This is a genomic window from Embleya scabrispora DSM 41855 (genome assembly GCF_000372745.1).
GTDB lineage: Bacteria > Actinomycetota > Actinomycetes > Streptomycetales > Streptomycetaceae > Embleya > Embleya scabrispora.
This window is the reverse complement of sequence record NZ_KB889679.1, coordinates 32,978-53,296: the sequence shown is the minus strand read 5'-3', so window position 1 is coordinate 53,296 and position 20,319 is coordinate 32,978. Positions and strand designations below refer to the sequence as shown.

Sequence of the window (20,319 nt, the reverse complement as noted above, 5' to 3'; positions counted from 1 at the left end):
CACAGGCCGCACAGCCCGAGCGACCCGCACCGCCCATGAACCCCGAGCAATCCGCGAACCCCGAGCAATCCGCACGATCCGAGGCCGCGCGATCCGCGCGACCCGCACAGCCGAACGGGACCCGGGGCGAGTCCCCGGTCGCCGACCGCCGGGCGATAGCCCGCGCCGCGCTGGCCCGGGCCCGACGCCGGACGCTCGCTCTCACCGACTGCCTGACCGACGAGGAACTGACCGCCCAACACTCCACCTTGATGTCGCCGCTGGTCTGGGACCTGGCGCACATCGGCAACCAGGAGGAACTGTGGCTGGTCCGCCGGGCCGGCGGTGAACCCGCGCTGCGTCCGGACCTGGATGCGCTGTACGACGCGTTCCGGCACCCGCGCGCCGATCGGCCCGCGCTGCCCCTGCTCGGGCCCGAACAGGCCCGGGAGTACGTCGGGCGGGTTCGCGAACACACCTCGCATGTACTGGAATCCGTCGATCTCGGCACCGGCGGCGACCCGCTCCTGGCCGAGGGCTTCGTGTTCGGCATGCTCGCCCAGCACGAGCAGCAGCACGACGAGACCATGCTGGCCACCCATCAACTACGGCCCGGGGCAACGGTGTTGCACGCGCCGGCGCCGCCCGCAGCGGCCGAGGTCGGCGCGCTGCCGGGCGAAGTCCTGGTCGCCGCAGGGCCGTTCGAGATGGGTACCGACACCGATCCGTGGGCGCTGGACAACGAGCGACCCGCGCACATGGTGGACGTACCGGAGTTCTGGTTGGACACCGTGCCGGTGACCAACGCGGCCTACCTGGAGTTCATCGCCGACGGCGGATACGCGGACGACCGTTGGTGGAGTCCGCAGGGTTGGCGACACCGGCAGGACGCAGACCTCACCGCCCCGTTGTTCTGGCGACGGGACGGCGACACCTGGCTGCGCCGGCGGTTCGGCCGGACCGAGCCGGTGCCGCCGGCCGAGCCGGTCCTGCACGTGTGCTGGTACGAGGCCGACGCCTACGCCCGCTGGGCCGGACGGCGGCTGCCGACCGAGGCCGAGTGGGAGAAGGCGGCCCGGCACGATCCGGCCGAGGGCCGCTCGCGGCGGTATCCGTGGGGCGACGCGGAGCCCACACCCGAACACGCCAACCTCGGCCAGCGGCACCTGCGACCGGCGTCCGCCGGCGCCTATCCGGCCGGCGCCGCGGCGTGTGGGGCGCGGCAACTGCTCGGCGACGTCTGGGAGTGGACGGCCTCCGACTTCCTGCCCTATCCCGGGTTCGCGGCGTTCCCGTACCGGGAGTACTCCGAGGTGTTCTTCGGCCCCGGGCACAAGGTGTTGCGCGGTGGCGCGTTCGGTGTGGACGAGGTGGTGGCCCGAGGCACGTTCCGCAACTGGGACCTGCCGATTCGCCGGCAGATCTTCGCCGGCTTCCGGACCGCCCGCGACGCGGCGCCCCGGGAGGCGCGCTGATGTGTCGTCATCTGGCCTATCTGGGACCGGAGATCACCCTCGCCGAGGTCCTGGTCGACCCGGCGCACGGCCTGTACGAGCAGTCCTGGGCGCCGCGTCGGCAGCGGTACGGGACGGTCAACGTGGACGGCTTCGGCTTCGGCTGGTATCCGGGCGGGCCGGCCGCATCGGCGCCGTCGGACGAGGCCGGGGCCGGCGCCGTCGTGGACGTCGAACCCGCCCGCTACCGGCGGGCGTTGCCGATCTGGGCCGACCCGAACCTGCCCGACCTGGCCCGCACCGTGCGCAGCGGCGCGTTCCTGGCCGCGGTGCGCAGCGCCACCGCCGGCACCAGCCAGGACGAGGCCGCGGCGGCGCCGTTTCGGGACGGCCGCTGGCTGTTCAGCCACAACGGCGCCATCCCGGACTGGACCCGGCTGCCGATCGGGCCCGCGCTCGATCCGGCCGACCTGCTCGCCCTGGAGGCGCGCTGCGACTCGGCGCTGCTGTGGGCCATGCTCGCGCGCCGACTCCGGCAGCGCGAGCCGGTCGGCGGTGCGCTGGCCGCGCTGGTGCGGCGGATCGCCGAGGTGCGCCCGGACGCCCGGCTCAACCTGCTGCTCACCGACGGCGGGACCGTCTTCGCCACCCGATACGGGGACACCCTCTGGTACCGCACCGCCCCCGGGCGGGTCCTGGTCGCCTCCGAGCCCGACGAGGACACGGTCGGCGGTTGGGGCGAGTGGGTCGAGGTACCCGACCGCTCCCTTCTCCTGGCCACCCGCAGCGGTGTCCGCATCGCCGCGATCCGCCCCGTACGGGCCGTCGCCGCACGTCCGCCGGCCGCCTCGCAGGAACGGCGTCCGTCATCCACCCCACAGGAACGGCGTCCCATGAACAGCCGCTTCACCCTCGATCACCGCCTGCCCGCCGACTACTTCGACACCACCCTGCGCGCCGACGTGCTCCGGGGCCTGGCGGCGCCGACCAAGTCGCTGCCGCCGAAGTGGTTCTACGACGCGCGCGGCAGCGAGTTGTTCGAGCAGATCACCCACCTCCCCGAGTACTACCCCACCCGTGCCGAACAGGAGATCCTCACCCGGCGCGCCGCCGAGATCGCCGCCGCCACCCGGGCCCACACCCTGATCGAGCTCGGCTCCGGCTCCTCCCGCAAGACCCGCCTGCTCCTGGACGCGCTCACCGACGCCGGCACGCTGGACCGCTATGTACCGCTGGACGTGAGCGACTCGGCGCTGATCCAGGCCGGCGAGGCGCTGTGTCGCGACTACCCGGCGCTGCGGGTCGCGGCCACGGTCACCGACTTCGAACACGACCTGGCACTGGCCGACGAACCGGGCCCCCGCCTGCTCAGCTTCCTGGGCAGCACGCTCGGCAACCTCGACCCGGCGCAGCGCACGGACTTCTATCGCATCCTGCGCCGCGCGCTGAGCGCCGACGACACCCTGTTGCTCGGCGTCGACCTGGTCAAGGATCCGGGCGTCCTGGTCGCCGCCTACGACGACAGCCAGGGCGTCACCGCCGCCTTCAACAAGAACGTGCTGCACGTGCTCAACCGCGAACTCGACGCCGACTTCGACCCCGACGCCTACGATCACGTCGCGCTGTGGAACGCCGAGGCGGAGCGCATCGAGATGCACCTGCGCTCCCGGGTCGACCAGACCGTCAAGATCCCGGCGGTGGATCTGTCCCTCGAGTTCACCGAGGGTGAGCTGCTGCGCACCGAGATCTCCACCAAGTTCCGCCGCGAGGCGCTGCTCGCCGAGTTGGCCGAAGCGGGCTTCACCGTCCGTCACTGGTGGACCGACCCGCAGGCCCGGTTCGCCCTTCTGCTGGCGGTGCCCACCCGCTGACCCGAGGTGTTCCCGGAACATCGAAACGGGTCGGACCCGCGAGGGTTCGACCCGTTTTCCGCGACGGCGTCCGGTGGGACGGCGTCCGGTGGTCAGTAGCTGGTGGCGACCGGTTCGCGCAGTTCGGTGTCGAGGTCGTCGGTCTCGGTGTCGGGCGACGCCTCGCCCCGCACGCGCAGGCCGAACAGGGCACGGGTGGCGGTGACCACGGTGAGGGCGGCGCCGAGCATGTGGGTGAGGACCATCCACTCGGGGAGGCCGTTGAAGTACTGGACGTAGCCGATCAGGCCCTGCGGGATCAGCACGGCCAGCAGCCACCGGACGCGGTGCTGGGCGGCTGCGGGGGCGTCGGTGACGCGCAGGGCCAGGGCCAGGGCGACGGCCGCGCCCAGGAGCAGGAAGGCCAGGTCGGCGTGCAGCCAGGCCATCTGGTCGATGTCCACGTCGAAGCGCTTGGCCTTGAGGTCGCCCGCGTGCGGTCCGGAGCCGGTGACCACGGTGCCGATCACGATCAGCGCGGCGGCCACGGCCAGCGTGCCGTAGCCGAACCAGCGGATCTCGGGGCGGACCAGCAGCCGGGCCGGCGCGTCGCCCTCGCCGCCGCGTTCGTACAGCGCGACCGCCGACGCGATCAGCAGCATCGACAGGAGCAGGTGACTGGCCACCGCCATCGGGTGCAGGTCGGTCAGCACGGTGATGCCGCCGAGCACGGCCTGGCCGACGACCGTGCCGATCTGGATCCAGGCCAGCGTGGTGATGTCCTTGCGGCGCACGGTCAGCCGGTACGCGGCCACCACGCAGGCCACCGCGATCGCGCCGACCACGTAGGTCAGCATGCGGTTGCCGAACTCGATGTACGCGTGGTGGCTGACCGCCTGGTGCGGCGTCCAGTCGCTGGTGTCGCTGTCGCACCGGGGCCAGGTGTCACACCCCAGGCCCGAGTCGGTGAGTCGGACGAGACCGCCCGTGACGACGATGCCGATCTGCGCCACCAGGTTCGCGAGGAACACGCGGCGGGCGACGAGGGGGGAGACGGCCTGCAGACTCATGCGCGACATGCTACGTCGTGAATGAATTCACAAGCGCACCAGGGGTGTCGACCGATGCCGCTCCCACCGCGCACCCGACTCCGCTTCCGGGCCTCACTCCCAGCGGAAGAAGCGCGCCGCGGCGCCCAGCCCCAAAACCGACCAGACCGCCAGAATCGCCACGTCGCCCAGCGGCAGCCCCGATCCGTCCCGGAGCACGTCCCGAAGCCCGTCGGAGAGCGCCGAGATCGGCAGCAGCGCGAGCGTGTGCTCGACCCCGGAGGGGAATTTGTCCAGCGGCACGATCACCCCGCCACCGAGCAGCAGCAGGATGAACACCAGATTCGCGGCGGCCAGCGTCGCCTCGGCGCGCAGCGTCCCGGCCATCAACAGGCCCAGCCCGGAGAACGCCGCCGTGCCCAGCACGAGCAGCAGGACCACCCAGGCCGGATTGCCGTGCGGCGACCAGCCCAGCGCCAGCGCGATCACCACGAGCAGCGTCACCTGGAGGATCTCCACCAGGATCACGCAGGCCGTCTTGGCGACCATCAGCCCCCAACGCGGCAGCGGGGTCGAGCCGAGCAGCTTGAGCACGCCGTAGCGCCGCTCGAACCCGGTCGCGATCGCCTGTCCGGTGAACGCGGTCGACAACACCGCGAGCGCGAGCACTCCCGGCGCCAGGAAGTCCACCCGCTCGCCGTCCCCGGTGTCCACGATGTCCGCCGAGGAGAAGACCACCAGCAGCAGTGTCGGGATGATCACCGTCAGCAGCAGTTGCTCGCCGTTGCGCAGCAACATCCGGGTCTCCAGGGCGCTCTGCGCCAGGATCATCCGCGCCGGCGGCGCGGCCCCCGGCGCGGGCGCGAACGTACCGCGCGTCTGCTCCTTCGCCACCGCGCTCAACTCCGCAGCTCCCGTCCGGTCAGCTCCATGAACACGTCCTCCAGGCTGCGTCGTTCCACGGTCAGCCGCTCCGGCATCACCCCGTGCTGCGCGCACCACGAGGTGACCGTGGCCAGCAGCTGCGGGTCGATGTCGCCCTCGATCCGGTACGCGCCGCGGGACACCTCCAGCGCCTTGGCGCCCTCCGGCAGCGCGTTCAACAGCGAGCCCAGGTCCAGGCCGGGCGGCCCGGCGAAGCGCAGCGAGTTCTCCGCGCCGTCGTGGCACAGCGCCTCGGGCGAGCCGGACGCGATCACCCGGCCCCGATCCACGATCGCCACCTCGTCGGCCAGCTTCTCGGCCTCGTCCATCAGGTGGGTGGTCAGCACCACGCTCACCCCGTCGGCGCGCAGCTCGCGCACCAGGTCCCAGGTGGCGTGCCGGGCGTGCGGGTCCAGTCCGGCGGTCGGCTCGTCCAGGAAGACCAGCTCGGGGCGGCCGACCACGGCGAGCGCGAGCGCGAGGCGCTGCTGCTGCCCGCCGGACAGCCGCCGGTAGGTGGTCCGTCCGCACGAGCCCAGGCCCAGTCGCTCGATCAGCATCGACACGTCCAAGGGGTGCGCGTGCAGCTTCGCCACGTGGCGCAACATCTCCTCGGCGCGCGCTCCCGAGTACACGCCGCCCGCCTGCAACATCACCCCGATCCGGGGCCGCAGCGCGGTGGCGTCGCGTACCGGGTCCAGGCCGAGCACCCGCACCTCGCCGGCGTCGGCACGGCGGTAGCCTTCACAGATCTCGATCGTGCTGGTCTTCCCGGCTCCGTTGGGGCCGAGTACCGCGGTCACCAGGCCGCGTTCGACGGTGAGCGAGAGCCCGTCCACGGCGGTCTTGTCGCCGTAGCGCTTGACCAGGCCCGTGATCGCGACTGCCGGCGGCGAGGAGTCCATGACGAGTCAGTCTAGAAAGGTCTCGGCACCCCTTGTGGCGGGGTCGTCCGGATCGGCCCACCTGACGGGTCGTCAGAGATATCCGCAGGTCGGGCCGGGTGCGCCGAGCGGGTGTGTTGTTAGGCACACCTAAGTGACGGACCGCACGTGATCACCGTTTGGTGTGCGGCGCGATTAACGCAACAATGGTGTTGTGGAAAACATGCGGACGAGCGAAGAGGCACCGAGGCGGACCCCCGTCCCGGCTGTCGGCACGCCCGAGCATGACGGTCACGAGGGCACCCGGCACCGGGTCACCCGTTCGATCGTCGACCACGGCCCGTCCACCGCGGCGGACCTGGCCGAGCGGTTGGAGCTGACCCCGGCGGGCGTGCGTCGCCATCTGGACGCACTGGTCGCCGAGGGTGTGGTCGAGGCCACCGAGCAGCGCGTCTACGGGCGCCGCGGTCGGGGTCGCCCGGCCAAGGTGTTCGCACTCACCGACGCCGGCCGCTCCGGTTTCCACCAGGAGTACGACGAGCTGGCGGCCGACGCGCTGGGCTTCGTCGCCGAGCACCTCGGCGACGAGGCGGTGGCGAAATTCGCCCGCGACCGGCTTGCCGCGCGCGAGGAGAGGTATCGTCCCTCGGTCGAGTCCGCGCCCGCCGGGGAGCGGGCCCGAGCGCTGGCCGAGGCGCTGTCCGCCGACGGGTATGCCGCGAGTGCGCGGCCTGCACCCGGCGGAGAGCAGCTTTGCCAGCACCACTGTCCGGTGGCTCACGTCGCCGAGCGGTTCCCGCAGCTCTGCGAGGCCGAGGCCGAGGTGTTCGCGCGCCTTCTCGGTACGCACGTGCAACGGCTGGCGACGATCGCCCACGGCGACGGCGTCTGCACCACGCACGTTCCCGCTGTACAGGCTCAATCGGCCGGTCCGACCGGTCGCGGGGTCGGCTCGTCCGGCCGCAAGAACAGCGAAGACAAGAATCCGCCGCGCCGGGGCCCTTCCCGTCCGCGGGAATCGACCGACGCCACCCCGGCTTCCGGGAGGACTACTTCATGACCACCGACGCTCGCCCCGAGCTCGAGGGCCTGGGCACATACGAGTACGGCTGGGCCGACTCGGACACCGCCGGTGCCTCGGCGCGACGAGGCATTTCCGAAGAGGTCGTCGCGGACATCTCGGCGAAGAAGTCCGAGCCCGAGTGGATGTTGAAGCAGCGCATGAAGGGCCTTCGGCTCTTCGGCAAGAAGCCGATGCCGACGTGGGGCTCCGACCTCTCCGGGATCGACTTCGACAACATCAAGTACTTCGTGCGCTCGACCGAGAAGCAGGCCGCCTCGTGGGAGGACCTGCCCGAGGACATCAAGAACACCTATGACCGGCTCGGCATCCCGGAGGCGGAGAAGCAGCGCCTGGTCGCGGGCGTCGCCGCCCAGTACGAGTCCGAGGTCGTCTACCACCAGATCCGCGAGGACCTGGAGGAGCAGGGCGTCATCTTCCTGGACACCGACACCGGGCTGCGCGAGCACCCGGAGCTGTTCAAGGAGTACTTCGGCTCGGTCATCCCGACCGGCGACAACAAGTTCTCCGCGCTGAACACCGCGGTGTGGTCCGGCGGCTCGTTCATCTACGTCCCGCCGGGCGTGCACGTGGAGATCCCGCTCCAGGCCTACTTCCGGATCAACACCGAGAACATGGGCCAGTTCGAGCGCACGCTGATCATCGCCGACGAGGGCTCCCACGTGCACTACGTCGAGGGCTGCACGGCGCCGATCTACAAGTCGGACTCGCTGCACTCGGCCGTGGTCGAGATCATCGTCAAGAAGAACGCCCGGGTGCGGTACACGACCATCCAGAACTGGTCGAACAACGTGTACAACCTGGTGACCAAGCGCGCGGTGGCCCACGAGGGCGCCACGATGGAGTGGATCGACGGCAACATCGGTTCCAAGGTCACCATGAAGTACCCGGCCGTGTGGCTGCTCGGCGAGCACGCCAAGGGCGAGACGCTGTCGATCGCCTTCGCGGGCGAGGGCCAGCACCAGGACGCCGGTTCGAAGATGGTGCACTGCGCCCCGAACACGTCGTCCAACATCGTGTCCAAGTCGGTCGCGCGCGGCGGTGGCCGCACCTCCTACCGCGGTCTGGTCCAGATCGAGGAGGGTGCGCACGGCTCGACCTCGTCGGTCAAGTGCGACGCGCTGCTCGTGGACACGATCAGCCGCTCGGACACCTACCCGTACGTCGACGTCCGCGAGGACGACGTGTCGATGGGTCACGAGGCGACCGTCTCCAAGATCTCCGACGACCAGCTGTTCTACCTCATGAGCCGCGGCATGACCGAGGACGAGGCCATGGCGATGATCGTGCGCGGGTTCGTCGAGCCCATCGCGCGCGAACTCCCCATGGAGTACGCCCTCGAGTTGAACCGCCTGATCGAGCTTCAGATGGAAGGGGCTGTGGGCTAGTCCATGGCTGCGAACACCAACACTCCCGGTAGCACCACCGCCGGATCGATCGCCGTGCGCGAGGCCGGGGCCGAGAACGTGCTCGCCGGCCCCGGCACAGGCCGCTCGGTCGCCCAGCCCGCGGACGCCCGTCAGGTGGCGGTCGCGTCCTATGACGTGGCCGACTTCGTGGTGCCCACCGGCCGCGAGGAGGACTGGCGGTTCACCCCGCTGGCCCGCCTGCGCGGCCTGCACGACGGCACCGCCGCCGGCGGCGACCGGGGCGAGGTCACCGTCTCGGTGACCGCGCCCGAGGGCGTCACCGTCGAGACGGTGGACCGCTCCGACGCGCGGATCGGCCGCGCCGGCGCGCCCGTCGACCGGGTCGCGGCCCAGGCGTACAGCTCGTTCGAGAAGGCCACGCTCGTCGTGGTCGGCAAGGACACCCAGCTCGCCGAGCCGGTCGTGGTCACCCTGCACGGCGCCGGCGGCACCGCGTTCGGGCACGTCACGATCGAGGTCGAGCGATTCGCCGAGGCGACCGTGGTGCTCGACCACAGCGGCTCCGCGACCTACGCGCAGAACGTCGAGTTCATCGTCGGCGACGGCGCTCAGCTCAAGGTCGTCTCGATCCAGGACTGGGACGCCGATTCCGTGCACGTGGCCTCGCACCTGACCCGGGTGGGTCGGGACGCGTCCTTCACGTCGGTCGTGGTCACCCTCGGCGGCGACCTGGTCCGGCTGTTCCCGCGGGTGGTCTACGACGCCCCGGGCGGCGACGCCGAGCTGTACGGCGTGTACTTCGCCGACGCCGGCCAGCACCTGGAACACCGTCTGTTCATCGACCACGACGTGCCCCAGTGCCGCAGCCTGGTCACCTACAAGGGCGCGCTCCAGGGCGCGGACGCGCACACGGTGTGGATCGGCGACGTGCTCATCCGGGCCACCGCCGAGGGCACCGACACCTACGAGCTCAACCGCAACCTGGTGCTCACCGACGGCGCACGTGCCGACTCGGTGCCCAACCTGGAGATCGAGACCGGCGAGATCGCCGGCGCCGGGCACGCCAGTGCGACCGGGCGCTTCGACGACGAGCAGCTCTTCTACCTCCAGTCGCGCGGCATCCCGGCCGACGAGGCCCGCCGCCTGGTCGTACGCGGCTTCTTCGCCGAGGTGATCTCCAGGGTCGGCATCGCCGACCTCCAGGAGCGGCTGATGAAGCAGATCGAGGCGCGCCTCGAAGGCGGCGCCCGATGAGCTACCTCAGGGCCTGCGCCGAGACGGACCTGCACGAGGACACGCCGCTGCGCGTCGTGCTCGACGAGGTCCCGGTCACCCTCGTGCGCACCGAAGGCGACGTGTACGCGATCAACGACGTGTGCTCGCACGCCAACGTCTCGCTGTCCGAGGGCGAGGTCGAGGACTGCACGATCGAGTGCTGGCTGCACGGCTCGCGCTTCGATCTGCGTACCGGCCGCCCCTCGGGCCCCCCGGCCAATCTGCCGGTCCCCGTGTACCCCGTGAAGATCGACGGCGGCGCCGTCTATGTCGAAGTGAACCAGGAGTCCTGAGTCCGTTATGGCAACGCTTGAGATCCGCGACCTGCACGTCAGTGTGGACGCCGAGAACGGTCCGCGCGAGATCCTTCGCGGCGTCGACCTGACCGTGAAGCAGGGCGAGACCCACGCCATCATGGGCCCCAACGGCTCCGGCAAGTCGACCCTGGCGTACTCGGTCGCGGGCCACCCGAAATACCGGGTCACCGGCGGGAGTGTGCTGCTCGACGGCGAGGACGTGCTGTCCATGACCGTCGACGAGCGGGCCCGCGCCGGCCTGTTCCTCGCCATGCAGTACCCCGTCGAGGTCGCCGGCGTCTCGGTGTCCAACTTCCTGCGCACCGCCGCCACCGCCACCCGTGGCGAGGCCCCCAAGCTGCGGCTGTGGATCAAGGAGGTCAAGGAGGCCATGGAGCGCCTCCAGATGGACCCCGCCTTCGCCGAGCGCAACGTCAACGAGGGCTTCTCCGGCGGCGAGAAGAAGCGCCACGAGATCCTTCAGCTGGAACTGCTGCGCCCGAAGATCGCGATCCTCGACGAGACCGACTCCGGTCTGGACGTCGACGCGCTGCGCGTGGTGTCCGAGGGCGTCAACCGCGTGCAGGCCGGCGGCGAGATCGGCACCCTGCTGATCACCCACTACACGCGCATCCTGAAGTACATCAAGCCCGACCACGTGCACGTCTTCGCGGGCGGCCGGATCGTCGAGTCCGGCGGCGCCGAACTCGCGGACAAGCTCGAGGACGAAGGTTACGAGGCGTACACCGGCAAGGGGGAGACTGCATGACAGTGCACCTGCCGGGGCTGCTCGACACGGACGCGATCCGCAAGGATTTCCCGATCCTCGAACGGCTCCTGCACGGCGACCGACCGCTTGTCTACCTGGACAACGCGGCGACGTCGCAGACCCCGCGTCAGGTGATCGACGCCATGACGCACTACTACGCGAACAGCAACGCGAACGTGCACCGAGGCGTGCACGTGCTGGCCGAAGAGGCCACCGCGCTGTACGAGGGCGCCCGGGACAAGGTCGCGCAGTTCATCAACGCGCCCAGCCGGGACGAGGTGATCTTCACCAAGAACTCCTCCGAGGCGATCAACCTCGTGGCGAACATGCTGACCTGGGCGGACGAACCGTTCAAGGTCGGCGTGGGCGCCGACGTGGTGATCACCGAGATGGAGCACCACTCGAATATCGTCCCGTGGCAGCTGCTCGCGCAGCGCACCGGCACGAAGCTCAAGTGGTTCGGGCTCACCGACGAGGGCCGGCTCGACCTGTCGAACATCGAGCAGGTGATCACCGAGGAGACCAAGGTCGTCTCGGTCGTGCACACCTCGAACATCCTCGGCACGGTCAACGACCTGGAGCCGATCGTGCGCCGTGCGCACGACGTCGGCGCCCTGGTCGTGGTCGACGCGTCGCAGGCCGCGCCGCACACGGTGCTCGACGTCCAAGCCCTGGGCGCCGACTTCGTCGCGTTCACCGGCCACAAGATGTGCGGTCCGACCGGCATCGGCGTGCTCTGGGGCCGGTTGGGCCTGCTGGAGGAGCTGCCGCCGTTCCTGGGCGGCGGCGAGATGATCGAGACCGTGACGATGAGCGCGTCCACGTACGCGCCCGCGCCGCACAAGTTCGAGGCCGGCACCCCGCCGATCACGGAGGCGGTCGGGCTCGGTGCGGCGATCGACTACCTGTCGGCGATCGGCATGGATCGCATCGCCGCGCACGAGCACGCGATCACGGGTTACGCGATCGACGCGTTGAACGGTGTCGAGGGCCTGAAGATCATCGGCCCGGCGGACAACGTGGCGCGCGGTGCGGCGATCTCCTTCACGTTCGGTGACATCCACCCGCACGACGTGGGCCAGGTGCTCGACGAGCAGGGCATCGCGGTCCGGGTCGGTCACCACTGCGCCCGTCCGGTGTGCCTGCGCTACGGCGTGCCGGCGACCACGCGAGCCTCGTTCTACCTCTACTCCACGCCGAGTGAGGTCGACGCGCTCGTGGCGGGGCTGGAACATGTTCGTCAGTTCTTCGGCTGATACGGGGGGAGGCGAAGATGAAGCTTGACGGGATGTACCAGGAGATCATCCTGGACCACTACCGGCACCCGCACAACAAGGGGCTGCGGGACCCGTTCGACACCGAGGTCCACCACGTCAATCCGACCTGTGGGGACGAGGTCACGCTGCGCGTGAAGCTGGACGGCGAGAAGGTTCTCGACGTCAGCTACGAGGGCCAGGGCTGTTCGATCAGCCAGGCCAGCACGTCCGTGATGACCGACCTGGTGATCGGGCACACCATCGAGGACGCGCTGAACGCGGGGGACGAGTTTCTCGCGCTCATGCAGTCCAAGGGGCAGGGTGAGCCGGACGAGGACGTCCTGGAGGACGCCGTCGCGTTCGTCGGCGTCAGCAAGTACCCGGCGCGGGTGAAGTGCGCGTTGCTGGGGTGGATGGCCTTCAAGGACGCCACCGCGCAGGCACTGCAGACGACGGAAGGGCAGAAATGACCGAGACGCAGGCGCGTCCCGCGGCTACGCCGGAGGACGTCACCGAGGCGATGTACGACGTCGTGGACCCCGAGCTCGGGATCAACGTCGTCGACCTGGGCCTGGTGTACGGCGTGCATGTCGACGACGCGAACATCGCCACCATCGACATGACGCTCACCAGTGCGGCGTGTCCGCTCACGGACGTGATCGAGGACCAGACGCGATCCGCGACCGAGGGGATCGTCGCGGACATGCGGATCAACTGGGTCTGGATGCCGCCGTGGGGGCCGGACAAGATCACCGACGACGGGCGCGAGCAGCTGCGCGCGCTGGGGTTCAACCTGTAGCCTCCCGGGCCGGCTGGGCCCGTCGGCCTCGCGCACTCGGGCTGTTCGGCAGCCGGGTTGGCCTCATCCGCCGGCCGGGCTGATCGGCTGTGGGTTTCGGGTGTGTGGAGGTGGGCGAAGCGCCGGGCGGGTCCGATGGTTGTCGGGCCGGCCCGGCGCTTTCGGGTTCTCAGGGGCGGGGCTGGGTTACGCCGAGGAGTTCGAGGACGTCGGTGTCGCCGCGTTGTTGGAGGCGGTGGAGCACGGCCTTGAGATCGATGCCGGGGTCGAGGCCGATGCGGGCGCCGAGGAGTTCGGGGAGGTTGACCTGTTCCGGGACCGGGTCCACGCCGGTGTGGCGTAGGGCGCGGGCCCAGCGGGGGAGGCGTACCGTGGCGTCGCCGCGGACCAGGCGGGCCTCCAGGCGGCCCTGGTGGATGGACGAGATGAAGACCATGTCGCCCTCGTGTGCGGACAGTCCGGCCAGAATGGCGCGCAGGGACACCAGGTAGGGCGTGTCCGACCAGCGCAGCGCGGCAGGGCCGTGCCCGTGGTGCAGGCGGACCTGACCGCCGGCGGTGACGCCCAGGGCCTGGGCGAACGCGACCGGCAGCTTGACCGGCTCGCCTTCGAGCATCGCGGTGGACACGTCCACCCGGAACGCCCATGCGCCGGTGTCCTCGCGGAAGCAGCCCGCGGTCCAGGACGGATCCCCGATCGGCGCCGGCTGCTGCTTCTGGGCCGGCCGTTCCAGGGTGTCCGCCGAGCGGGAGAGCACCTGGCCGTTCTCCACCTGGAAGCCCTCCAGCCGGCTGATCCAGGCGGTCTGCAACGGCTTGCGGATGCCCATCGCGGCCAGGTCGCGCTCCAGCGCCCGAAGCGGCACCGGGCCGTGTGCGCAGGCCGCGTCCAGCGTGTTCTGGGTACGGTCGGACAACTCGCCGAGCGGCGCGCCGGAAAGCCAGCCGTCCACCGACGTGTGCAGGCCGAGCAGGCCGCGCAGCACCTGCCACACCTGGATCTCCAGGCCCGGCACGATCTCGGTGTGCTTGGGGTGCAGGGCGCGCAGCTCGGACACCGTGGTGAGCACGCCGAGTCGGTCCCGGACGAAGCTCAGGTGGACCCGGACCGGCGCGCCCTCCGAGCGGGCGATCCGCTCGTCCAGATTGCGCCGCAGGTCCCGCTCCATGATCTTGACCTCGGCCGGCGAGATGCCGAACTCGGCCGCCAGCGATTCCAGTTCGCGCGGCGCGTCGGTGAACAGCCGATCCCGGGCGAGGACCTTGCGCTGCGGCTCGGCAGTGGTGAACCAGGACCCCAGAATGGTGACCGGGTCGCCTCCGCCGGGTTCGCCGGCGCGTTGCGGCGGCCGGTCGACGAGCATCGTGACGTCCTCGGTCGCGGGCAGCGCGCCCGGCACCATTTCGACGGTGGCCTCGGGGTCGGCGGCGGCGGCCTTGGTACCCCGGTTGGTCCGCGGCACCACCGAGTGGTCCGGCGGCGCGGGCACGGACGGTACCTCCGCGGCGGTCGCACCGGCGGCCGGCTCCGGGACGGACGTCGGGGCCGGCGCGGTGCGCGGCGGGTGGCTCGGTCGGGGCGGGATGCGCAGGCCCTCGGGCGTGCGCGGTGCTTCCGACTCGCCGACTGCCGGCATCCGGCCCGCGGTGGGCGGCGGGATCTCGCCGAACGCGTCCTGCCCCGGGTCTTCGGCGGAACCGGCCCCGGCGGGCTTCGACGTCGACTCGGGCGCCGGGCCGGCGGGCGCATCGGCCGGGCCGCGGTCCTTGATCGTGCGGATCGGGATGTCCGCGACGGTCATCGGCGGCGTCTCGCCGAACGCGTCCAGGCCGGGCCGGTCGTCCTCGGCCGCGGGCTCGGCGGACGTGGCGCGCGGCGGCGCGTCCGCAAACGTGTCCTCGGTCCGGATCACCGGCTCCCGGCGGCTGCCGGACCCCGACCCGATCGCGGGCTCGTCGGACCTGTCGCCGGGGGCGTGCGGCTCGGGCGCGGAGCGCGGTTCGGCCTTCGCAGCCGGCTTGGGGTCGGCCGGCCGGGCCGGGGACACGTCGGCCCGGGTGGGTGGCGGGACCTCGCCGTACGCGTCCCGACCCGCCGCCGTCTCCGGCGTCGACGCGGGCGGCGCGCTCGGCTCGGCCGCCGCTTCGCCCGTCTCGGGCGCGGCCGGCGGCATCGCGAGCGACGCGCGCAGTCCGGACGGGACCTGGGTGAGCAGCGCGGTCAACGCCGTCCGGACCTCCTCCGAGGCGTCCTCCAGGCCGACCACCGCGGCGGTCTCCAGGGTGACCTGGGCGAGTTGCGCCATCAGCGGTACGTCCGGTGCCTGCGCGGCCAACCAACGCACCACGGTGCCCAGTTCGGCGGTCAGCGGCTCGGGCAGCTTGACCGGGCGCAGCTCGTCCTCGTCCAGGTCGCCCCAGTCGTCCGGAGTGTCCCAGTCGCCGTCGATCGGCGGGGCCGGCATCACGGCGCTCGGCGCGGCGGGCACCGGCTCGGGTGTGGGCTCGGGTGTGGGCTCGGCCTCGGGCTCGGTCGGGGTCGGTTCCGGCTGTGCCTCGACCGCCGAGGCCGATGCGAGGGCCGGTACGGGTTCGCTCGCGGCGGTGTCGGGCACGCCGAACACCGCGTCCGCGTCCACCGATTCGTCGTCCGCGGGCAGCAGCCCCAGCACCTCCTCGAACAGCCGGGCCACCAACGGCCGCACCGTCGAGGTGCCGATCTGGGTCCAGTCGCCGACCTCGCGCACGGTGGTGGTGAGCAGGTCCGCCCAGTCCGGCGTACGCACCATCACGTTCGTCCGGGCGCCGTCGGGCCACTGGGACAGCCGGAAGCCGTTGCGGGCCAGCCACGCTCCCGGCAGCAGGTCGCCCAGGCGAAGGTGGCGAAGCTCGGTGTAGGCCAGATCGGCGAGGCGCCCCGGAAGCTCGTCCCGGCCGAAGGTGTCCGCGGCCCGCACCACGGGCACGCTCATCCACCACGCCGCGGGCAGATTCTCGTGTTCGAGGTAGTCGGCTACGAGTTCGGGCGCGACGAAGCGCAGGGCCGGTACGAAATCGGCCAGAGTGGCCTGGAGCCGGGGCTGCATGCAGGTCCTCCGTGACGCGGTCGGTACCCCCGACGTTAGCGGCCGGGTGGCGAGCCGGCACCGGGGTGTCCCGAGCCGTTGCCATCTGCTTGCGGGACGAAGCGGCGGTTCGGTTGGTTCCCCGAGCCCCCTCCCGGGCCGTGCGATCCGAGTCACGTGGCACCTTCGACGCGCTGCTCGGCGCGGCTGTCGTCGGGAATCGCTACCCCGGCGAGCGGGGCGGGAACCGCGTCCCGGGCGCCCGAGGGCGCCTTTGTCGACGGCGTGCGCCGATCGAGCGCCGGTCGCACGTCCATCGCCGGCCCGCGCCACGTTTCACCAGGGGCAAAGAAGTCGATCTCACCAACAGTGGAGACAAGGGCGGCTAGTTTGGACAAAGGTCGCCGATGCCTCCGGCCGCCTCATCCGTGCCACCAGGGGAGAGCAGGGGGAGACGTGGGCGAAACCGCATCATCGCAGCGATCGGGGGAGTCTCCGGCCGGCCCGCTGCTCCTGTCACTGCGGTTGACGGCCACCGTGGAGGCGGTCCCGCGAGCGCGGCACGCGTTGCGTCGGGTACTCGACGACCGAGCCCCCGACGCGCCCGTGGACACCCTCGAATTGCTCCTGTCGGAGCTGGTGACCAACGCGATCAAACACTCGACGCGAGGTCGTACGGTCGCGGTGGCCGTGCTGCGGCGGGACGACTCGATCCGGATCGCGGTCGTGGACAGCGGTGCGGCGCTCCCGTCACCGGGGCGCGCGGTGGACCTGCTCGACGAGCACGGGCGCGGGCTGCTGTTGGTGGATGCGATGGCCGAGGAATGGGGCAGCTACCCCGTTCCGGACGGCAAGGTCGTCTGGTGCGACGTCAAGACCGCCCGGTGAACCCGAGCGCGCGGCGCACGGGTCGGTGATCGCGAGCGGGGCGCGCGACGCGGTGCGGGTGGCGCGGGTCGCCCGGCGGTGTGGGTGGTGCCGAGGTGTGGGCGGTGTGGGCGGTGTGGGGTGGGGCGAACTCAAACCAACATGGTTGATAAATGGCGCAATTGGATCTCGGCGGGCACTCTGGCAGGGACAGTGTCCACCCTGTGCAAGGAGAGTCCGTTGCGCGAACAGACCATCGGGGAACACCTCGACCGGCTGGCCAGTCCCGATGTCGCGGTACAGGGGGCCGCCGCGGCGCTCCAGGCCGCGCAGGCTGCGGCGTTGATCGAGCGGGCGGCGGCGCTGGCGCTGCACACCACCGACGCCGAGGAGACGATGCGCGCGGCGCGGGCCGAGGCGGGGCGGATGCGTGAGCGGGCGATGCGGGTGGGCCATGCGGCGGAGGTGGATTCCGTTGCCGCGGATGAGGTCGAAGTGCCTTTGCGCATCGCGGCGTTGGCGGCGGATCTGATCGGGCTGGCGGGGACGGTTCGCGATGGTGCGGACGAGGACGTGTTGCCCTGGCTCGCGGCGGCGGCGGCCGGTGCGAGGGCTGCGCTGGAGGCTTCGGCCGCGTGGGTCTCGTTGCGAGTTGTGGATGGTGGGGGGCGGGAGGTGCGGGAGAGGTTGGCGCGGCATCTTTCGGCTGTCGCCGACGCGGAGGAGATCGTGGATCGATCTCGGTTGGCTGTGGTCGACGTTCGTGGCCTCAATCGCCGGCCGGGCTGATTTGGCCTCAAGCGCCGGCGGGGCTGGGTTCGCCTCAAGCGCCGGCGGGGCTGCGATGTGGTGGCCGTACTCGTGCGCGATCACCTACGCCTCGGCGAACGGTCCGCCCTTGGCGCCGAACCTGGTACGCAGGTCGTCGAAGAAGCCCAGGTCGATGTAGACCTTGCGGTCGCCCGGACAGTAGAAGGGCCCCGCCGCCGAGGTGGCTCCGCCGCACGCCGTCGAGGTGTCGCCGGTGAAGAACCGGGTCGGCGCCGACCGGTAGCTCGCGCCGCGGCGCCGGTACTCGCTCGTCCAATACGTCTGCACGCTGTCGACCACCCCCACGATCCGGCAGTCGTCGCGGGCGTTGGCGTCGGTGCCCCTGCGGCACGAGTCCTCGAGCGCGCGGTTGTCCGCCGGGGCCGAGTCGCCGCCGTCGCTCGGGCCGAGCGCCGCCACGATCAGACCCGCCGCGCCGCCGCCCGCCGCGAGCCCGGGACGGCGCTGCCCGCCGCCGGCCGAGCCGCGTCGGTCCTCGATCTGTGACGTGTCGAGATCCGCGTCGTCGTCGAACTGCATCGGGGCGCCGCCTGCGGGCTCGGGGACACCAGGGCCGGACGAAGGATGTGCAGGATGTCGAGTGACGGATATCCCTTTTCCGACTTTTTATCGCCCGGGTTGCCCTCGTGCCCGCAGGACGCCCGGAAATCCGCCGCGAGCGCTCCCGTAGACTCGGGTGCATGGTCGGTTTCTCTGGATATCCCCGCGAGCGGCCTTAGAGCGGTGTGGCTTCCCCGCAAGCCCCGCACGACCGTCCGTCTTCGTCAGTCCCCGACCGGGAGTCCAGTCCTTCATGATCAACGCAACCAACGTCGAACTACGCGCCGGCGCCCGCATTCTGCTCGAACCCGCCTCCTTCCGGGTCGCGGCCGGCGACCGGATCGGCCTGGTGGGGCGCAACGGCGCCGGCAAGACCACCCTGACCAAGACGCTCGCCGGGGAGACCCAGCCCGCGTCCGGCACCATCACCCGCACCGGTGAGGTCGGCTACCTCCCGCAGGACCCGCGCACCGGCGACTTGGACGTGCTCGCCCGGGACCGGATCCTGTCCGCACGCGGGCTGGACGTGGCGCTGTCCGGGATGCGCGAGGCCGAGGGTCTGATGGCCAGCGCCAGCGGCGAGACCGCCGCGAAGGCGATGCGCAGGTACTCGCGGCTGGAGACCGAGTTCCTGACCAAGGGCGGCTACGCGGCCGAGGCCGAGGCGGCCACCATCTCGGCCAGCCTGGGTCTGCCGGACCGGATCCTGGGCCAGGAGCTGCACACCCTCTCCGGTGGTCAGCGGCGTCGGGTCGAGCTGGCCCGGATCCTGTTCTCGGATGCCGACACGCTGCTCCTGGACGAGCCCACCAACCACCTCGACGCCGACTCGATCGGGTGGCTGCGCGACTTCCTCAAGACCTACAAGGGCGGCTTCATCGTGATCAGTCACGATGTCGGCCTGATGGAGGCGTGCGTCAACAAGGTGTTCTACCTGGACGCCAACCGCACCACCATCGACATCTACAACGTCGGCTGGAACGCCTACAAGCTTCAGCGCGAGACCGACGAGCGGCGCCGCAAGCGCGAGCGGGCCAACGCGGAGAAGAAGGCCGATCAGCTCTTCTCGCAGGCCGACAAGATGCGGGCCAAGGCGACCAAGACGGTGGCCGCGCAGAACATGGCCCGGCGCGCCGAGAAGCTGCTCTCCGGGCTGGAGAGCGAGCGCAAGTCGGACAAGGTCGCCAAGCTGCGCTTCCCCAAGCCGGCGCCGTGCGGGAAGACCCCGCTGATGGCGACCGGCCTGTCCAAGTCGTACGGCTCGCTGGAGATCTTCACCGACGTCGACCTGGCCATCGACAAGGGCTCACGGGTGGTCATCCTGGGCCTCAACGGCGCCGGCAAGACCACGCTGCTGCGGCTGCTCGGCGGCGTCGAGGAGCCGGACACCGGCAAGATCGAACCCGGCCACGGGCTCCAACTCGGGTACTACGCGCAGGAACACGAGACGCTCGACCCGGAGCGCACGGTCCTGGAGAACATGCGCTCGTCCTCACCCGACCTCGACCTGGTCGAGGTGCGCAAGGTGCTGGGCTCGTTCCTGTTCTCCGGCGACGACGTGGACAAGCCGGCCGGGGTGCTCTCCGGTGGCGAGAAGACCCGGCTCGCCCTGGCGACGCTGGTGGTCTCCAAGGCCAACGTGCTGCTCCTGGACGAGCCCACCAACAACCTCGACCCGGCCAGCCGCGCCGAGGTGCTGGACGCGCTGCGCACCTACGAGGGCGCCGTCGTCCTGGTCACCCACGACGAGGGCGCGGTGGAGGCGCTCCAGCCGGAGCGGATCATCCTGCTCCCGGACGGCGTCGAGGACCTGTGGAACGAGGACTACGCGGACCTGGTCGCGCTCGCCTGACCGATCGGGCGCCCGCGCCCGGACACCCGGAACCACCGACACCCCGTCGGGTTGCCTTCATGGGCAACCCGACGGGGTGATCGCTTTCGTCCCCCCGACGGGTTTTCGCCACGAAACCCTCACAAGGGGAAGCCATCGTTCCGGTCCGCAGGTGACGCCGGTCACCGGCCTCGACGGCG

The 20,319-nt window shown here is 71.2% G+C and carries 17 protein-coding genes and 2 pseudogenes; 14 read left to right on the top strand and 5 right to left on the bottom strand.

The features are described 5' to 3' along the window. The first annotated feature begins 35 nt into the window (after positions 1–35). From egtB to egtD, 3 genes and pseudogenes are all read left to right on the top strand, one after another. Entirely contained in the window at positions 36–1,454 is a 1,419-nt protein-coding gene (gene egtB, locus A3IC_RS0128885) for an ergothioneine biosynthesis protein EgtB (protein ID WP_020553555.1), read from the top strand. Next, a pseudogene (egtC, locus tag A3IC_RS71440) lies at positions 1,454–2,179 on the top strand (ergothioneine biosynthesis protein EgtC); the annotation flags it as partial. The gene egtB and the pseudogene egtC, both read left to right, overlap by 1 nt. Before the next feature lie 147 nt (positions 2,180–2,326). Further along, the gene (gene egtD / locus A3IC_RS71435; protein WP_040877332.1) at positions 2,327–3,304 is read left to right on the top strand and encodes an L-histidine N(alpha)-methyltransferase; all 978 of its coding nucleotides are present in this window, start codon (positions 2,327–2,329) and stop codon (positions 3,302–3,304) included. 92 nt (positions 3,305–3,396) lie between these two features. Here egtD and A3IC_RS57125 read toward each other — a convergent pair whose 3' ends face one another. The 3 genes from A3IC_RS57125 to A3IC_RS0128865 all read right to left on the bottom strand — a co-directional run bounded on the left by A3IC_RS57125 (position 3,397) and on the right by A3IC_RS0128865 (position 6,161). Next, positions 3,397–4,353 carry a COX15/CtaA family protein gene (locus A3IC_RS57125; protein WP_020553553.1) on the bottom strand — a complete coding sequence of 319 codons (957 nt, stop codon included), beginning with the start codon at positions 4,351–4,353 and terminating at the stop codon, positions 3,397–3,399. 93 nt (positions 4,354–4,446) lie between these two features. Then, on the bottom strand, positions 4,447–5,163 hold the full coding sequence (locus A3IC_RS0128870; RefSeq protein WP_052173861.1) for an ABC transporter permease: 717 nt from the start codon (positions 5,161–5,163) through the stop codon (positions 4,447–4,449). Between the two features lie 68 nt (positions 5,164–5,231). After that, positions 5,232–6,161 carry an ABC transporter ATP-binding protein gene (locus tag A3IC_RS0128865; protein WP_020553551.1) on the bottom strand — a complete coding sequence of 310 codons (930 nt, stop codon included), beginning with the start codon at positions 6,159–6,161 and terminating at the stop codon, positions 5,232–5,234. 202 nt (positions 6,162–6,363) lie between these two features. Between A3IC_RS0128865 and A3IC_RS0128860 the strand changes: the two genes are divergently transcribed. From A3IC_RS0128860 to A3IC_RS0128825, 8 genes are read left to right on the top strand one after another with little or no spacing between them, the layout of a single operon-like run. Beyond that, positions 6,364–7,200 carry a helix-turn-helix transcriptional regulator gene (locus tag A3IC_RS0128860; RefSeq protein WP_052173856.1) on the top strand — a complete coding sequence of 279 codons (837 nt, stop codon included), beginning with the start codon at positions 6,364–6,366 and terminating at the stop codon, positions 7,198–7,200. Continuing rightward, on the top strand, positions 7,197–8,609 hold the full coding sequence (gene sufB, locus A3IC_RS0128855; protein WP_020553549.1) for a Fe-S cluster assembly protein SufB: 1,413 nt from the start codon (positions 7,197–7,199) through the stop codon (positions 8,607–8,609). The genes A3IC_RS0128860 and sufB overlap by 4 nt, the downstream gene beginning before the upstream one ends. 3 nt (positions 8,610–8,612) lie before the next feature. Next, on the top strand, positions 8,613–9,845 hold the full coding sequence (gene sufD / locus A3IC_RS0128850; RefSeq protein ID WP_020553548.1) for a Fe-S cluster assembly protein SufD: 1,233 nt from the start codon (positions 8,613–8,615) through the stop codon (positions 9,843–9,845). Beyond that, positions 9,842–10,159 carry a non-heme iron oxygenase ferredoxin subunit gene (locus tag A3IC_RS0128845; RefSeq protein WP_020553547.1) on the top strand — a complete coding sequence of 106 codons (318 nt, stop codon included), beginning with the start codon at positions 9,842–9,844 and terminating at the stop codon, positions 10,157–10,159. Before sufD ends, A3IC_RS0128845 begins: the two co-directional genes overlap by 4 nt. Before the next feature lie 7 nt (positions 10,160–10,166). After that, positions 10,167–10,931: a Fe-S cluster assembly ATPase SufC gene (gene sufC, locus A3IC_RS0128840; RefSeq protein ID WP_020553546.1), complete on the top strand. Its 765-nt coding sequence runs from the start codon at positions 10,167–10,169 to the stop codon at positions 10,929–10,931. Continuing rightward, positions 10,928–12,187, top strand: coding sequence for a cysteine desulfurase (locus A3IC_RS0128835; RefSeq protein ID WP_020553545.1), 1,260 nt, complete (start codon positions 10,928–10,930; stop codon positions 12,185–12,187). Before sufC ends, A3IC_RS0128835 begins: the two co-directional genes overlap by 4 nt. Before the next feature lie 17 nt (positions 12,188–12,204). Next, a complete protein-coding gene (sufU, locus tag A3IC_RS0128830; RefSeq protein WP_020553544.1) occupies positions 12,205–12,657 on the top strand; it encodes a Fe-S cluster assembly sulfur transfer protein SufU in 453 nt (150 codons plus the stop codon). Then, a complete protein-coding gene (locus A3IC_RS0128825) occupies positions 12,654–12,986 on the top strand; it encodes a metal-sulfur cluster assembly factor (protein WP_020553543.1) in 333 nt (110 codons plus the stop codon). Before sufU ends, A3IC_RS0128825 begins: the two co-directional genes overlap by 4 nt. Before the next feature lie 169 nt (positions 12,987–13,155). Here A3IC_RS0128825 and A3IC_RS57120 read toward each other — a convergent pair whose 3' ends face one another. Next, positions 13,156–16,071, bottom strand: a complete 2,916-nt coding sequence (locus A3IC_RS57120; RefSeq protein WP_040877316.1) for a hypothetical protein — start codon at positions 16,069–16,071, stop codon at positions 13,156–13,158. Between the two features lie 435 nt (positions 16,072–16,506). On the opposite strand from A3IC_RS57120, the gene A3IC_RS68985 reads away from it, so the two are divergent. Both A3IC_RS68985 and A3IC_RS0128810 read left to right on the top strand, forming a co-directional pair. Further along, on the top strand, positions 16,507–16,938 hold the full coding sequence (locus A3IC_RS68985) for an ATP-binding protein (RefSeq protein WP_158696138.1): 432 nt from the start codon (positions 16,507–16,509) through the stop codon (positions 16,936–16,938). Positions 16,939–17,157: 219 nt separating this feature from the next. After that, on the top strand, positions 17,158–17,706 hold the full coding sequence (locus A3IC_RS0128810; protein WP_158696137.1) for a hypothetical protein: 549 nt from the start codon (positions 17,158–17,160) through the stop codon (positions 17,704–17,706). Between the two features lie 87 nt (positions 17,707–17,793). On the opposite strand, the pseudogene A3IC_RS57110 reads toward A3IC_RS0128810, so the two are convergent. Further along, positions 17,794–18,267 (bottom strand): annotated as a pseudogene (locus A3IC_RS57110) (neutral zinc metallopeptidase); the annotation flags it as partial. Between the two features lie 274 nt (positions 18,268–18,541). Here A3IC_RS57110 and A3IC_RS0128800 point away from each other — a divergent pair. Next, the gene (locus A3IC_RS0128800; protein WP_020553539.1) at positions 18,542–20,140 is read left to right on the top strand and encodes an ABC-F family ATP-binding cassette domain-containing protein; all 1,599 of its coding nucleotides are present in this window, start codon (positions 18,542–18,544) and stop codon (positions 20,138–20,140) included. Positions 20,141–20,319: the final 179 nt, after the last annotated feature.

Coding starts and splice junctions, on each gene's coding strand:
- egtB (WP_020553555.1), top strand. CDS start 36: ATGAACCCCGAGCAATCCGCGAACCCCGAGCAATCCGCACGATCCGAG.
- egtD (WP_040877332.1), top strand. CDS start 2,327: ATGAACAGCCGCTTCACCCTCGATCACCGCCTGCCCGCCGACTACTTC.
- A3IC_RS57125 (WP_020553553.1), bottom strand. CDS start 4,353: ATGAGTCTGCAGGCCGTCTCCCCCCTCGTCGCCCGCCGCGTGTTCCTC.
- A3IC_RS0128870 (WP_052173861.1), bottom strand. CDS start 5,163: ATGATCCTGGCGCAGAGCGCCCTGGAGACCCGGATGTTGCTGCGCAAC.
- A3IC_RS0128865 (WP_020553551.1), bottom strand. CDS start 6,161: ATGGACTCCTCGCCGCCGGCAGTCGCGATCACGGGCCTGGTCAAGCGC.
- A3IC_RS0128860 (WP_052173856.1), top strand. CDS start 6,364: ATGCGGACGAGCGAAGAGGCACCGAGGCGGACCCCCGTCCCGGCTGTC.
- sufB (WP_020553549.1), top strand. CDS start 7,197: ATGACCACCGACGCTCGCCCCGAGCTCGAGGGCCTGGGCACATACGAG.
- sufD (WP_020553548.1), top strand. CDS start 8,613: ATGGCTGCGAACACCAACACTCCCGGTAGCACCACCGCCGGATCGATC.
- A3IC_RS0128845 (WP_020553547.1), top strand. CDS start 9,842: ATGAGCTACCTCAGGGCCTGCGCCGAGACGGACCTGCACGAGGACACG.
- sufC (WP_020553546.1), top strand. CDS start 10,167: ATGGCAACGCTTGAGATCCGCGACCTGCACGTCAGTGTGGACGCCGAG.
- A3IC_RS0128835 (WP_020553545.1), top strand. CDS start 10,928: ATGACAGTGCACCTGCCGGGGCTGCTCGACACGGACGCGATCCGCAAG.
- sufU (WP_020553544.1), top strand. CDS start 12,205: ATGAAGCTTGACGGGATGTACCAGGAGATCATCCTGGACCACTACCGG.
- A3IC_RS0128825 (WP_020553543.1), top strand. CDS start 12,654: ATGACCGAGACGCAGGCGCGTCCCGCGGCTACGCCGGAGGACGTCACC.
- A3IC_RS57120 (WP_040877316.1), bottom strand. CDS start 16,071: ATGCAGCCCCGGCTCCAGGCCACTCTGGCCGATTTCGTACCGGCCCTG.
- A3IC_RS0128800 (WP_020553539.1), top strand. CDS start 18,542: ATGATCAACGCAACCAACGTCGAACTACGCGCCGGCGCCCGCATTCTG.